We start from the raw sequence: 15237 nt of genomic DNA, 5'->3' as shown, positions 1-15237 counted from the left end.
AACCCAAACAGCCACAGCATCAATTAAAAAGGCTATTTGAATGAATAGCAGATAATTTTGAATAAAATCCGATATTTTACGGGTCCTATAAAAATAGGTTTTGAAACTCTTGAAAAAACTTCCAAAAAACACGCTCTTTTTTGAACTTTAACACCTCATTCTACACTTACAGGTGATGTGTTCGCACATGCAGCGGTTTGGATTTATACTTGAACCTGTCGCAGATAAAAAGCGCCGGCTAAATGAAACCAACTGAAGTATTGGCATCTGCAGCTTTAACAGAGCGCAATATCAGGGCAGTATGAGCCGACATAGCATGTAGTATTAAAAGAAAGAAGTCTATAAAGAATATTTACAGCCAAAGTATATGCTAACCCTCGCTAGAGGCATTTTATGTCTGCTCCTGCTGCAGCTTTGGAGTGCCTTATCAAACTACACCTACGCTCAATCTAACTGTAAACCAACTGTTACTTCCTCGGGCAGCCTTTGCAGCACGGGTCAAACCATACTTACAGCCAGCGATGCCGAAACCTATCTCTGGTCTAACGGCGCCACTACAAAAAGCATCACCGTTACGCAGAGCGGCACCTACAGTGTCACAACTGTTCAGGCAGATGGCTGCGAAGCTACCTCGGATGAGATGGTCGTAAAGAATGGTCCTGACGCCACTGTGGCCGACCCTATCAATTTCTTTACAGGTTGTAGCTATGCCGGCAACGTCGCCACATTTGAGCTGACCATTGAGAACGCCTCCACCACGAAAGAGACAAACACCCGCTATGAGATAAACTGGGGCGATGGCACCAGAAACACCTATGGCCGTGAGTTTGAAACCGCTAGCCACACCTATACTTCCGGTGGTTCTTTTAAGCTACAGGTAACTGCTTATGATGCCAATGGCTGCAGCAGCACCCATGAGGAGCGTGTATTTATTGGCAGTAATCCAAGTCTTGGTATTTCCAGCCGTGGTAACACCAACGACTGTGCCCCTGCCACTTTCATCTTTGATATTGATAAGGAGGCAACCAAAAACAACTCTGCCCAAACTGTTTATACTTTCCAGTTTGATGACGGCTCGGCACCGATGACATTCACACATGCCAACCTGCCATCAACCATTGAGCATACTTTTACAGAGTCTTCGATGAACAAGCCTGGCAGTGCTTTTACGCTTACTGCCACTGCCACGAACCCTTGCGGCACTACCCCAGCCACTGTAGGTGGTATCAGGGTGTCCAAAGGACCTATTGCTGATTTTGCCGTTGCCAAGCCTTGCTTGAACGTACCGGTTAAATTAACTGATAAGACTATTGAAGGTTTCAACGCCAACGCCAGCAATGCCAGCAGCGCAGGAAGCTATGTAGTAGACTGGGAAATTTTCCCTGCACAAGGCTGGGAGTATACTTCTGGTACCAGCAAATCAAAGAATCCATGGGTAAAATTTACCCAACCAGGTACCTACACTATCCGCCTTACCGCCACCCCAACAGGTATCAATACCAAATGTACTTCCAGTACTATTGATAAGGTAATTGTAGTAGATGAGGCCCCTGTAGCTGACTTTAGGTTAAATGGTGATGAGACCTGTTCTCCAGCCATCTTCACAACAGAAAACCTGTCTACTGGTGGCAATGCCAGTTATACTTGGCGTGTAGCACCGGCTGAAGGTTGGGAGTTTGCCAACGGTACAAACGCAAGCACTGCAAACGCGGCTTTCAAGTTCACTAAGTCTGGCACTTATATAGTAACACTTACAGCCAGCAACAGCTGCCAGACTTCTCTCAAAGAAACTACAATTGTTATAAAAGATAAGCCGCGCGTTCAACTGCCGGCACAACAGGTATACTGCGGTCCGCAAACTATAGCTTTCTCCCAGGAGAACCCAACTCATGCCCCTGTTTATGATGCACAAAACGGCACCATCAGCAAGTATACTTGGTCTGTAACAGGTCCTGGGGTAACAGCATTTGCCAAAGGCACAGATGCTGGATCAGCTAACCCTAGCATCAACTTTAGCGAGGCTGGTACTTATACGGTAAGCGTAGTAGCTACCAATGAGTGTGGTAATTCAGAAGCTGCAACGCAACAGATCGTGATTAACCCACTGCCAGAGCTGCTGGTAACATCTCCTAAACAGGCTATCTGTATTGGCGAGAGCACCACTATTACTGCATCTGGAGCAGATACTTATACCTGGGCACCAGCAACCGGCCTGAGCGCTACAACTGGTCATACAGTTACAGCCAACCCTACAGAGACAACTACCTATACTATTACTGGCACTAACTCAGAAACCGGCTGTACCAGCACAACCACCTTTACAGTTGAGGTTAACCCTCTCCCAGTCGTAACGGTTAGTTCAGACGCGGCTGAGATATGCCAGGGCCAGGGAGTGGCTACACTCACTGCTACTGGTGCCGATACGTATACCTGGGCTCCGGCTACAGGCTTAAGCTCTGCTACCGGAACTACCGTAACAGCCACACCATCCGAAACGACTACATACACAGTAACTGGCTACAACAGCGCTACTGGCTGCAGCAGCACAGCTACGTTAACTGTTACAGTAAACCCACTGCCAGAGGTAAATGCTGGCCAAGATTTAACTGTCTGCGATGATCCAGCGCCTATCAAACTACAGGCAAGCCCTGTAGGAGGCATCTGGAGCGGGGAGAATGTGAGCACCGACGGCACTTTTGTGCCAAATGGCAAAGGATCCTATGTGCTTACCTACACCTATACTGATGCCAAAGGCTGTACTAACACTGATCAGATGACGGTGAATGTAACAGACGTCGCGCAGGCAGCAGTAGATCAAAAAGAGCTAGAGGTTTGCCTGAATACCGGTTCGTTTGTACTTGGCGCGAGCCCTGCTGGCGGCAAGTGGAGCGGTTCCCGTTATGTAACTGAGGACGGCACCTTTAACCCGACAGAGGTAGGCACCTACACCCTTACTTATACTTACTACACAGGCACCTGCTTTACCACCGATGAAATGGTGGTAACTGTTAAACCACTGCCAGCGGCACCAGTTGTTTCAGGTATCAAAGATATCTGCTACAACACAGCTACTTCACTGCATGCTGAGGTACAAGTTGGCAGCATCAATTGGTACGACCAGGCAAATGGAGGCTCGCTACTAGGCACAACAGCTGCAGGAGTGGCTTTCGAAACAGGTCAACTTACTCAAACAACCGATTTCTTTGCGGAACACATTGGCGCAAACCAGTGTGCCAGCCCGCGCACAAAGGTAACCGTGATCGTAAGGCCAGAAATTGCTGCTCCAGTAGTAGCACCAGTTATTATCTGCGGTCCGGGCAAAGCAACATTTGTAGCAGAGGGCTCTGCCAGCAAGTATAACTGGTATGATGCTAGTGGCAACATGTTAGTAGCTGGCGGCAAAATTTACGAACCTACTGTAGAGAGCAGCACCGTGTTCTATGTAGAGGCTGTGGTTGGAAACTGCGCAGGCCCACGTACTGAAGCACGCGTAACTGTAAACCCTGTACTTGATAATAATACTATTACTGCCCCAGAAGTAGTTTGCGCCAACGAACCTTTAGCCATCTCAGGCTCTGAGCCGATTGGTGGCAGTGGCCCCGGCTCCTATACTTACCAGTGGATGAGTAGCCTGGATAATGGCACCACGTTCACTAATATACCTGGAGCTACAGGCAAAAACTATAGCACTCAGGATGGGCTTAGCATGCCAACACAGTTCAAGCGTGTGGTTTATTCTGACGGATGCGAGATAACTTCTGCAGCTATAAAAGTGGATGTAATTCCAGCCTTCACCAAGAATGAATTGAGAGCAGTAGCAGATATCTGCGCTGGGCAGCTTCACGAAGAAATACAAGGTGTGGTTGTAGGTGGCACAGCCCCTTATACTTATACCTGGTATATCAGTACAGACGGCAGCACATTCAGAAAGATTGATAACAGCAACACGGCCAGCTACAGGCCAACTGAACCGCTGCAGGTTAACACCTGGTATAAGCGCGTAGTGAGCTCCGGCTCCTGCCCTGCCAGCACCAGCAATGTTGTTAAAGTAACGGTAAAGCCAGCCATCAGCAAGAACAGCATTACAGCTACTGAAGTTGTGTGTGAGGGCGATGCAGTTAGCTTAACCGGCCAGATGCCAGAAGGCGGTAACGGACCGGGCAGCTATACTTACTACTGGGAGTCAAAGACTGCTGGCGGAGAGTACCAGGAGATTCCGAACAGCCGAGGCAATAACACGAAAGACTGGACTGCCGATAACATGACGCAGACCACCACTTTCCGCAGGGTAGTAATGTCTGGCACTTGCGCCGTTAGCACTAGCGATCCGGTGACGGTTACAGTTAACCCTAAGCTCCTGAACCTGATTACAGGCACTCAGGAAATATGCCAGGGTGGTACACCAACACTTCTTGCCAGCCTCACCCCTACTACTGGTGGTGAAGAGGGCAAGTATAGCTATACCTGGGAGTATAAGTCTGAGGGAGATGCCAACTTTATGCCAGCATCGGGCAACAATACCCGTGCAGATGGCAGCTACCAGCCAGGAAGCTTGAGCAAGACAACACTATTCCGCCGTAAAGTTACCTCTGGCGGCTGTGTTAGCTACTCTGAGCCTGTAAAAGTTACAGTTAACGCTCCTATTGAAAACTACAATATCAAAGCTTCTCAAAGCATTTACGCTGGCACCAAGCCTGCTATGCTAACTGGCCTTAATACTGCTCCAATAAAAGGCGGTAACGGACACTACAGCTACCGCTGGGAATTTAGCACAGACGGTAAAAACTTTGATCCAGCCGAAGGCAACAACCAGACTGCTGACTATACCTTCCCAAGGGGACTGTACACTGACACCTGGTACCGCCGAGTAGTAATTTCAGGTGGTTGCGAGGCTGTATCTAATGAGGTACTGATATCTGTTATCGCTGAGATTGCAAATAACGTGATCAAGTCTGACCAAACAATCTGTATTGGCAGTGTACCAGCCAGACTAGAGGGCGAGGTACCAAAAGGCGGAGAAGGAAACTTCAACTACCGCTGGGAAATGAGCACCAAAGGCGACAAAACTGGTTTCGTGACAGCTCAAGGCTATAATGGCTCTCCAAATGATGAGCAGCACTTCCAGCCAGGGCCTGTAAGCCAGAATACCTGGTTCCGTCGTGTGGCCACATCTGGTGCCTATACAGATATTAGCAGTCCAATATTGATTACAGTGACGGCTGCTCTGAGCAATAACGTGGTGCTGTCTAATACACAGACAGTTTGCTCTGGCGAAGCCCCTGCCCCACTTGTTGGTTCTGAGCCAACTGGCGGAAGCGGAGCTCCAGCTTACCTGTGGGAGTACAGCAGCACGCGCGACGGCATCTATAAACCGGCTTCGGGCCAGAACAACAGAAAAGATTATACACCTTACCCATTAACTGAGAACACCTGGTTCAGACGTGTGGTAACTTCTGCCTCATGCGGGTCTATAACAAGTAACGCTGTAGAAGTAAAGGTAACGCCTCTACCAGACATGCCAGTGACACAGGGAGCCAGCATTTGCGCCGGCCTGAGCACGACACTTACAGCTAAAGGTAAAGGTGGCAGACTGGAGTGGTATGCCAGTGCGGCAGGTGGAGACCCTGTGGCAACAGGAAATACGTTCAGAACGCCAGCACTCTACCACACCACTACATATTATGTACAGGAAGTGCAGAGCTGTGCCAGCAAGCGCCAGGCAGTAACAGTACAGGTAACAGAGCCTGCACTAAGTGCCGGTCCGGATGTGACGATCATCAAAGGCCGAAGTACACAGCTGCAGGCTAGCGGAGGCTTAACTTATACCTGGGCTCCGGCAGAAGGAATGGACAACCCGAACATCGCGAACCCAACTGTTACACCAGAGAAAACCACGGTATACACAGTAACGGCAACTACAGAGGGTGGCTGTACTTTCTCTGATGAGGTGGTAGTAACGGTACTTCCTTTTATAGACATTCCGAACACCTTTACACCTAACCAGGATGGTATCAACGATACATGGGAAATTGAGAACATCGACAAGTACACCAACTGTAAAGTGCAGATATTTAACCAGTGGGGTAACATGGTGTTTAGCTCGGATGGCTATAAACAACCATGGGATGGCCGCCAGAATGGCAACCCACTGCCAATGGCAACATACTACTACATCATAAAATTAGATCAGAACGAAAAACCATTAACTGGCAGCATAACCATCGTTAAATAAGCTATCCTATGAACAAACTTTTAGCCCTTGGAGTGATGCTTCTGGTTGCAGCAGGCAGTGCTTTTGCCCAGCAGCGGCCACAGTACACACAGTACACCCTCAATAATTATCTTGCTAACCCTGCCATTACAGGTATAGAAGATTATGCCGACCTGAAGCTAGGAACCCGCCATCAGTGGTCTGGATTGGAGGGGGCACCGCAGTCGTACTATTTAACGTTGCATATGCCTGTGAATAAGTCTGGGGGCAGTTCTTACAGTGGCAGCATGGCAAAGGAAGCTAGCATGAAGTCTAGTAACATTTACCGCCGTGTACGTCCGCACCACGGTTTCGGATTAACAGCAATGTCTACCGAAACAGGGCCGTTGAAGCGGGGAAGCTTTTCGGCTAGCTACGCTTACCATCAGCCATTAACCAAAAAGTTACGCGTCTCTGCAGGAGTGCAGCCAGGTATTATTCAGTACAGCCTGGATCCCGCTAGAGTCAAGCTTGCAAAGAATAGCCCGGATGACCCAGCTATTTATGATGGCCGCGTAAATGAAGTGAAATTTGACCTGAGCATGGGACTTTGGCTCTACTCCAGAAACTTTTATGCAGGGGTGGCAGGTGCACAGCTAGTACCAAGCAAGCGCCAGTACGTTGCAGACAATACACCCGCTGATAATGATGGTTCGCTGCAGCAGCACTACTACATTACAGGCGGTTACCGGCTAGATGTAGCGCCATATTTCTCTCTTGTGCCTTCAGTGATGGTAAAGGTAGCGCAGCCAAGTCCTGCGTCGGTAGATGCCACAGTAAAGGCACTATACAGCGACAGACTATGGGCCGGTATCACTTATAGACACAAAGAATCAGTAGCAGCTATGGCAGGCATTAATATCAACCACCTGCTAGACCTGGCATACTCCTATGATGCAGGCACCTCACCACTAGGGCAGGCACATGCCGGTAGCCATGAGGTAGTGCTAGGGTTTAAGCTACGAAACTCACGTAAGATAATTTGCCCTGAGTGGGCATGGTAAATATTGAATAATGGTTTAGTTTGAGAGTCATAGAAATGGGGCAGCTATTTTAGCTGCCCTTTTCTTTTTCTTGTCTGGCCATGAACGTAACTTTAGCACCTGCTTTCTGTTGGTATAGCTTATTGATAACCTCTCCTATGCTTTTAAAAAGAATAATAGCTGTTCTATTGGGGCTAATTTTCCTGTCGTTTGTAGCTGTACAGTATAATGATCCGGACCCACTTATTTGGATGGGTATCTATGGTATAGCTGCATTGCTTTGCTTCCTCTCTGCTGCTAATAAAGTGCCACCCTCTGTACTCTGGCTTGCAGCTATCTTATTTGCCATAGGAGGAGTCTACATGTGGCCTGAACGCTACGAAGGCATCAGCATTGGTGGCGGAGACATCAAAAATATTGAAGAAGCACGGGAGTCCTTAGGTTTATTCATGGGTACTGTAGTGTTTTCTACCCTTGCTCTTTTCAAAAGAATTGGCAGTAGTCGCGTTACCAGGTAACAGCAAGACAAAAATAAAAAGGGCTACCTGACCAAAGCCAAGTAGCCCTTTTGTTAAACGGTAAACTGAGCTTTCTTACAGTTGCTCTGCCTGAAAACCTGCTTTCTCTACAGTACTTTTAATAGTTTGAGCATCAGCAGCATCAGCTTTAACCTCCAGCACCTTGTCTGGATTTTCTGTGTCTACTTTCCACTCCTGTACTCCTTCCAATTTATTCAGATGAGGAGTTACAGCACGCACACAGTTACCACAGTTGATATTGGTTTTAAACTTATAGGTTTCCATAATCAATTCAATTTATCTATTTAACATATAATTTACACTTAAATATTCTTTGCTCTGAGGCGGAGGCTGTTTGCTACAACAGACACAGAGCTTAATGCCATAGCAGCACCTGCAACCATTGGGCTGAGCAGGAACCCTGTGAAAGGGAAAAGCACGCCAGCAGCCACAGGTATACATATCACATTATAAAAGAATGCCCAAAACAGGTTCTGGTGTATAGTCTGCACTGTTGCCCGCGACAGCTTAACAGCTTTGGCTACCTGTGTCAGGTCTGAACGCATCAACGTAATGCCTGCTACCTCCATGGCAACGTCTGTTCCCTGCCCCATGGCTATACTTACATCGGCTGTGGCAAGCGCCTGGGCATCGTTGATACCATCTCCCACCATAGCTACCACCTTCCCTTCAGCCTGAAGCTTCTTCACAAAGTCAGCCTTGTCTGTTGGTAGTAACTCTGCCTGATAATGCGCCACCGCTACCTGCCGGGCCACGGCTTCGGCAGTTTGCCGGTTATCGCCGGTAAGCATGTATATCTCCAGTCCTGCCTCCTGCATGGCCTTTATACCTTCAGCTGCGGCTGGCTTGATTGGGTCGCTTACTGCAAACACAGCCAGCGCTTGTGCTCCATCGGCAAAGAAGATGGCAGTTTTAGCATCCTCCTGCAATTGCCTTGCTGCCTGCAACAGGTGCTCAGGTAAAGCCACACCTTGCTGGCGTAGCAGCTTTTCGTTACCTGCTAAGTAGCGTTCGCCATTATAAGTTGCTTCTATACCCAAGCCAGTCAGGCTATTGAACGAATCAAGTGGTGTGGCCTGCTGTCCTTTTTCTTTGTAGAAGTTATAGATAGCCTGTGCGATTGGATGCTCTGATTGAGCCTCCATAGAAAAAAACAGTGTCTCTAGCTGCTCTTTTGCTGCCATATCCTGCGCCCACACCACATCTGTTACAGAAGGCTTACCTAAGGTAATAGTGCCAGTCTTGTCAAGTATAACTGCATTTACCTTATGCGCGTGCTCCAGGCTCTCGGCATCTTTAATCAAAATGCCATTCTCTGCACCTCTGCCCACACCTACCATTATGGCTGTTGGTGTCGCCAAACCTAATGCACAAGGGCAGGCAATAACTAATACTGAGATGGTAGATAACAAAGCCTCTGTCAGATAAGCCTCACCACCAAAAACTAGCCATGCAGCGAGAGTAAGGAGAGCGATAACAAGCACTACCGGCACAAATATACCAGCGATTTTGTCTACCAGTTTCTGTACAGGTGCCTTACTACCCTGCGCCTCCTGCACCAACCGGATAATATGAGCCAGCATGGTTTCGCCACCGGTTTTCTGAGCTACCAGCTGCACACTGCCTTTCTGGTTGATGGTACCAGCATAAAGCGTATCTCCAGGATTCTTTTGTACCGGCAGTGGCTCACCGCTCAGCATGCTCTCATCCACATAGGTTGAACCGGCGGCCACTTCACCATCTACTGGTACACGCTCACCAGGCAGTAGTACCACCCTGTCTCCTAGCTGTACTTCCTCTACCTTCAGCTTCATTTCTGTGTTGCCTCGCAGTACACGCACCGTCTTAGGCTGTAGCCCCATAAGCTTTTTGATGGCCGAAGAGCTACGGTCTTTGGCGTTTTCCTCCAGGTATTTACCCAAAAGTATAAAGGCAATGATCACAGCTACCGCCTCATAGTATACATGTGGCATCAAACCTCTGCTTATGAAGAACTCCGGGTAAACTGTATTAAATACACTAAACACAAAGGCGATACCTGTACTAAGGGCAACCAACGTATCCATATTCGCTCTAAAATGCTTAGCCTGTAGCCATGCGCCCACAAAGAAGCGTTGCCCTGCCCACAGCAGAACCGGGGCTGTAAGTATAAGCATGGCCCAATTACCCCAAGCAAAGGCACTATGGAAAAACATGCCCAGCACAAACACCGGCAGAGCCAGCACACCTGCTATAATAGTCTTCCGCTTTAGCTTAGCCAGGGCTTGAGCCTGTCTTTCCTCCAGCTCCTCCTGTGTTTTTTCTTCAATAAGTATATCAAAGCCAATCTCCTGCACCGTTTCGCGCAACTGAGCTGGACTTACCTCTCTCTCATCATAGGCCACTTGCAGGGTCTTACCGGCAAAATTCACGTCTGCCTCTGCCACCCCCTCACGTGTCCGTAACATACTCTGTATGCTGTTGGCACAGGAGGCACAGGTCATACCCTCTACCGGAAAGGTGGCTTTAGTGAACTTTTTATCTTTTACTGTTGCCATTTCTTTCATTGTTTTATCTATTACAAAGATACGCCCCATACTGCGCTCAGGTGTTACAGAATTCATGTAAAGGCTTACAAGATTTAATGGCTATTTATACTAACACTGACAGGACTAGCTGTAAAAATGAATTGTACATTTTTTAAAGTACGTACATATACTTACAACTATATGTTAATGCTATAGATGTTAAAACATAGCAGGAAAAAACTTGACTTATTTGAGCAATTAAGCACAAGGCATTGTAATCCTTGCAACCCTATATATATTTATCAATGCAAAATGCTGTGTCATTAATTGCATATTGTTTATACAAGCTACTTAACATATAATTCGGTGGGCTTACCTGCCAATAAATACTCTACTTAGTAAATGCTGCTAGAGAAGCACCCAAAGCGCCGGCAAGAGCATAAACGCATCATCCGGAATGTAGGCATATCATTCCTGAGCATGGTGGTGGCCCTGGGACTGGTTTGCTTGTACTTCTACATCAGGTCTGAAGAAGTACAGGAGAAGTACAGTACTAACATGCTGCGGGCATACAAGCGGCTGGAGTTAGTAAATAAGCTTCTGGAAAATAAGGAGCATACGCAGAGCTTGATAAGAACTTATACCTATGCTCAGGAAGCAGCAGAAAAGGATCGTATACGCCAAGAGTTAGGCCATGCTTACAGAAGCAGCGAAGCGATCTTAAGTGAATTACACAACTTAATGTATGAGACAGAACAGTCACATGCTCTGCATAACATAGATCAGGACCTGGAAAACTACCACGCCCATGTAGACTCTCTTCTCTGGATCACAGACAATCGGCAAAGAGATGCGGCAACGGCCTATACAAGGGAGCACCTGGTGCCTTTTTACACCCGCCACCAGGCAAACCTGATAAATCTGAGCCATGAGCTAACAACCTCGGCAAGGGAACGAACCAATGAGTTTTTTCCTGTTTTCACCAGTATAACTGATGAGTATGCTTTTATGCTCATCTTAGCTGCCATCTGTATAATCTCAGCGGCATTTGCATTTCATAAGATCTCTAAGCGCCTGAACCAGGAGAACGAGATGCTGAGCAATGAGATTGCAGAGCGTGAGCAATTACAGAAGTCGCTACTGGAAAGAGAAGAACAGTATAAAAGGCTTTTTAACCAGAACCCGATACCAATGCTGGTCTATGACCAGCATACGTTTAAGGTGCTGGATGTGAATGAGGCAAGCGAGCAGGAGTATGGGTTCAGCCGGGAAGAGTTTCTGAACATGACTGTACTAGATATCAGGCCTCCTCAAGAAAAGCAACTGTTCCTTCAGCGCATCAAGCAAATGGATAAACACTCTGATGCATCCAGTAAGGACTTCACCCACAGAAGAAAAGACGGCACCACCTTCAAAGTAAGGTTAAAATCTCATGCGCTGCCGGAGCGCGGCGATATGTTTCCAAGGCTAGTTGCTTCTGAAAATATACAGGAGCGCGAAGAGTTTATTGAGCGGCTTGAGAGAAGGGAAAAGCAGCTGCGCGAGGTAAGCTCCAGCATACCGGGAGCAGTATACCAGTTCCAGATAGATGAGCAGCAGAATATGACCCTTCCTTTTATAAGCGATGGTGTTTTCAAATTATATGGTATAACGCCAGAGGAGGTATATCGCAATCCAAATCTGATTTTCGATGCCATGGACCCAAATGAGCTGGAGGAGGTGCTGCAAAGTATTGTCGCCTCGACACAAACCTTTACGCCCTGGATGCGGGATATAAAGGTCTGGAACAAGGCGCTCAACAAGTGGATTTGGATACAAGGCCATGGTTTACCATCAACGAAAAAGGGTAATGTGCGGATTTATAACGGTACGTTGATAGACATAACAGAACAGAAAGAAGCGGAAGCCAGGTTGATTGCCAGTGAAGCCAACCTACGTGCCCTGCTCGACAGTTCTCCACAGGCTATTTACCTTCTCGATAAAGACTTAAAGATCATTCTTTTCAATGCGGTGGCGGCTAGTGAGGTAAAAGAGCTGCAAATGCGCGAACTTACCGTAGGACAGAGTATACTGGACTTTACAGCTGAAGACCGTAAACAGGCGCTAATAAATAACCACGCTAAGGCCCTGGGTGGTGAAACAATCAAATACGAGGAAGCGGTTGGAGAGCTTTGGTTTGAGACAACTTTCAGGCCGGTTCTTACACAAGATAAAGAGACAATAGCAGTTGCTCTGAACATTCTCAACATCACAGAGCAGCGAAATGTGCTTACGGCCATAAAAGAGAGTGAGGCCAAACTAAGTAGGGCGCAGAACTTGGCTAAAATAGGTAGCTGGGAGCATGACCTAAGCCGGGATATACTCACCATGTCCGATAACATGTATGCGATATATGGACTCACACCTAGAAGCTTTAACCCTACCTTCAACAGCCTAGCTGCTTTCCTCCACGATGACGATAGGGAGCGGGTACTGCAGTTATATCACCGTGCCATCGAGACCAAAGAACACGTCGTATCCGAGCACAGAATTTTTCTTGCCGATGGTACAGTAAAGCATTTGCACCACATCATAGAACCGCTTTGCAACAACGAGGGGAAAATAACAAAGATCTTAGGCACCACCCAAGACATAACAGACAGAAAACAAAAGGAAAGCGAGATAATAGAAGCTAAGAACCGCTTCCAGTCTACGCTTGAAAATATTCCGGAGGTAATTTTTTCTGCTAAACCTAACTTACAGATCTTCTATGTAAGCCCGCAGTGCAGGGAGATTACTGGTTACGCAGAAGAAGAGTTTATGCAGGATAACCTATGGCCTAAGATAATCCACCAGGAAGACATCGAGCTTTTAAACTATAAACTTACAAATGAGCTACTGGCTGGGCAAAGAATGCAGCACGAGGTACGCATAATTACCCGTGAGGGAGCTATCAAGTGGCTAACGCTCCGTATGTCGCCTAAGCTAGATGAGAAGGGCAGAGTGGTTAGGATAGACAGTTCAGCCGCCGACGTAACAGAGCGGAAGATGATTGAGGCGAAGCGTATAGTCCTGACAGAGCAGCTGCAGATGCAGAACCAGAACCTGCAGCAATTTGCATACATAGTTTCTCATAATTTACGGGCACCAATTGCAAACATTTTAGGTTTAACATCTGTCTACAACCGTAACCAGCCGGATGCAGCAATAAACCAGCGCGTAATCGAGAATTTAGCAAAATCAGCGCAACACTTAGACAGCACTATTCGTGACCTAAATGATATCCTTACAATTCGGGGACAATTTTTGGACACTTTTGAGCATGTTTCTTTTGAAGATCTGTTACAGGATATACTCAGGAGCATCTCCATGGAGATAGAAAAGGCTGATGTAAGTATAGACTTTGACTTTAGCGAAACACCATATATAGTATCCCTGAGGAGCTACATACACAGTATTTTGCTAAATCTTATCACAAATGCGATCAAGTATAAATCTTCTGAAAGGAAGCCGCATATTTGTGTAAAGAGTTCTAAACAAAACGATTATATTTGCATCGCAATTGCTGACAATGGTCTTGGTATCGACCTGTCCAAGGAAAAAGGGAAGCTCTTCGGTCTCTACAAGCGCTTCCACCACCACATAGAGGGCAGAGGTTTAGGCTTGCATCTAGTTAAAACTCAGGTTGAGCTATTAGGAGGTAAAATTGAAGTAGAAAGTCAGGTGGGTGTAGGCACAACATTCAAGGTCTACCTGAAACACAAGCTTAAGTAATGAACACATTTAAGAAAGTGATCTTAATAGATGATGATCAAATCAACAACTTCGTTTGTGAGACGATCATCAAAAGTGAAAAATTTGCCGATACAGTAGTAAGCTATGAATGGGCAGAAGATGCCCTTGCAAACCTGAAAAAATCAGCAGAAGATGCTCCTGAGGAATTTCCTGAGCTGATCTTTCTGGATATAAACATGCCCGGCATGGATGGCTGGAGGTTTTTAGAAGAGTATAGAAAACTGCCAGAGAACATTACAAGTAAATGCAGCCTGTTTATGCTTTCATCTGCCGTAGACAGAGAAGATATTATTTGTGCCAAAGGTCATGCAGAAGTGAAAGATTTCTTTTCCAAACCACTCTCTCCTGAAATTCTTAGTATCATCCGGGAAGATTTCGTTTCTTAAGCTGTTACACCTCCACCTGGTAAATAAATTTAGCCACTGTAATGCAGTGGCTTTTTTGATTTATAGCCTTATCCCTTTCCAGAAACATCCGTATTAAAGTCTAGCAAAACGATATATACTTAGATATTAATTTTTAAATAAACTATTTAACACATATAATATCTAGTTATAAAAAATAACTAGATGACACAACATATTAAAAAAGAGGTGCGTAAGGGTAAATAACACTTGGGAGCTATATAGTTATATAGTCTCTATCCATTAGCGTTATTTTAACACGTTTTCAAACCCTAGAATACAAACCTCATGAAAAATCTTTTACTTCTTGCTGCTGCATTTCTAATCAGCGTATCTGCCTTTGCTCAGTCTACTTATACTTTAAGCCGGGAAGCAGAGGAACACTGTACAAAAATCACCCGCGCCATGGCTAATGAACTACGTTTAAACGAATTGGGCTATATAAAGCTTAAGGAGCTTAATCGTGAACGCATTGCTCTGACAGAAGAGTTAGTACGCACCTTCAGCAACAATGCTGAGATGTTAGATCAGAAGCTAGAGGAGCTAGCTATGGCTTATGATGAGAAGGTAACTGCATTCTTGAATCCTAACCAGCTGCAGGCTTACGCTAACTACAAAGAGCACCAACCTTCGCAAGCACGTTTTGTAGCTGCTGGAAAAGAGTAACCAATCCGGAACTCACCAAGATGATGAAGGCCAGCACACCTGCTGGCCTTCATCGAACGGAATATAAAAAGGAAGGGGAGCCAATTTGGCTCCCCTTCCTTTTTATAGCATACA

The 15237-nt window shown here is 46.4% G+C and carries 8 protein-coding genes; 6 read left to right on the top strand and 2 right to left on the bottom strand.

The genetic code is table 11. From position 1 onward, the window contains the following. Positions 1-367: 367 nt before the first annotated feature. The 3 genes from PKOR_RS23525 to PKOR_RS13320 all read left to right on the top strand — a co-directional run bounded on the left by PKOR_RS23525 (position 368) and on the right by PKOR_RS13320 (position 7751). Positions 368-6232, top strand: coding sequence for an Ig-like domain-containing protein (locus PKOR_RS23525; protein WP_052738852.1), 5865 nt, complete (start codon positions 368-370; stop codon positions 6230-6232). Between the two features lie 8 nt (positions 6233-6240). Next, positions 6241-7254, top strand: coding sequence for a PorP/SprF family type IX secretion system membrane protein (locus PKOR_RS13325; RefSeq protein WP_046311374.1), 1014 nt, complete (start codon positions 6241-6243; stop codon positions 7252-7254). 137 nt (positions 7255-7391) lie between these two features. After that, entirely contained in the window at positions 7392-7751 is a 360-nt protein-coding gene (locus PKOR_RS13320; RefSeq protein ID WP_046314473.1) for a transmembrane 220 family protein, read from the top strand. A 75-nt stretch (positions 7752-7826) separates the two neighbouring features. Here PKOR_RS13320 and PKOR_RS13315 read toward each other — a convergent pair whose 3' ends face one another. Together PKOR_RS13315 and PKOR_RS13310 are read right to left on the bottom strand one after the other, a co-directional pair. Beyond that, on the bottom strand, positions 7827-8036 hold the full coding sequence (locus PKOR_RS13315) for a heavy-metal-associated domain-containing protein (RefSeq protein WP_046311373.1): 210 nt from the start codon (positions 8034-8036) through the stop codon (positions 7827-7829). 38 nt (positions 8037-8074) lie between these two features. Then, the gene (locus PKOR_RS13310) at positions 8075-10309 is read right to left on the bottom strand and encodes a heavy metal translocating P-type ATPase (protein WP_148561808.1); all 2235 of its coding nucleotides are present in this window, start codon (positions 10307-10309) and stop codon (positions 8075-8077) included. Between the two features lie 372 nt (positions 10310-10681). On the opposite strand from PKOR_RS13310, the gene PKOR_RS23520 reads away from it, so the two are divergent. From PKOR_RS23520 to PKOR_RS13295, 3 genes are all read left to right on the top strand, one after another. Beyond that, a complete protein-coding gene (locus tag PKOR_RS23520) occupies positions 10682-14032 on the top strand; it encodes a PAS domain S-box protein (protein WP_052738851.1) in 3351 nt (1116 codons plus the stop codon). Further along, positions 14032-14439, top strand: a complete 408-nt coding sequence (locus PKOR_RS13300; protein WP_046311371.1) for a response regulator — start codon at positions 14032-14034, stop codon at positions 14437-14439. The genes PKOR_RS23520 and PKOR_RS13300 overlap by 1 nt, the downstream gene beginning before the upstream one ends. A gap of 306 nt (positions 14440-14745) precedes the next feature. Next, on the top strand, positions 14746-15123 hold the full coding sequence (locus PKOR_RS13295; RefSeq protein ID WP_046311369.1) for a hypothetical protein: 378 nt from the start codon (positions 14746-14748) through the stop codon (positions 15121-15123). Positions 15124-15237 lie beyond the last annotated feature (114 nt).

The sequence above is a fragment of the Pontibacter korlensis genome, assembly GCF_000973725.1.
GTDB lineage: Bacteria > Bacteroidota > Bacteroidia > Cytophagales > Hymenobacteraceae > Pontibacter > Pontibacter korlensis.
This window is presented reverse-complemented; position numbering and strand designations above follow the sequence as displayed.

Excerpts from the sequence above, each read along its gene's own strand:
- PKOR_RS13320 (WP_046314473.1), top strand. The coding sequence starts at position 7,392 with ATGCTTTTAAAAAGAATAATAGCTGTTCTATTGGGGCTAATTTTCCTG.
- PKOR_RS13310 (WP_148561808.1), bottom strand. The coding sequence starts at position 10,309 with ATGGCAACAGTAAAAGATAAAAAGTTCACTAAAGCCACCTTTCCGGTA.
- PKOR_RS13325 (WP_046311374.1), top strand. The coding sequence starts at position 6,241 with ATGAACAAACTTTTAGCCCTTGGAGTGATGCTTCTGGTTGCAGCAGGC.
- PKOR_RS13300 (WP_046311371.1), top strand. The coding sequence starts at position 14,032 with ATGAACACATTTAAGAAAGTGATCTTAATAGATGATGATCAAATCAAC.
- PKOR_RS23520 (WP_052738851.1), top strand. The coding sequence starts at position 10,682 with ATGCTGCTAGAGAAGCACCCAAAGCGCCGGCAAGAGCATAAACGCATC.
- PKOR_RS23525 (WP_052738852.1), top strand. The coding sequence starts at position 368 with ATGCTAACCCTCGCTAGAGGCATTTTATGTCTGCTCCTGCTGCAGCTT.
- PKOR_RS13315 (WP_046311373.1), bottom strand. The coding sequence starts at position 8,036 with ATGGAAACCTATAAGTTTAAAACCAATATCAACTGTGGTAACTGTGTG.
- PKOR_RS13295 (WP_046311369.1), top strand. The coding sequence starts at position 14,746 with ATGAAAAATCTTTTACTTCTTGCTGCTGCATTTCTAATCAGCGTATCT.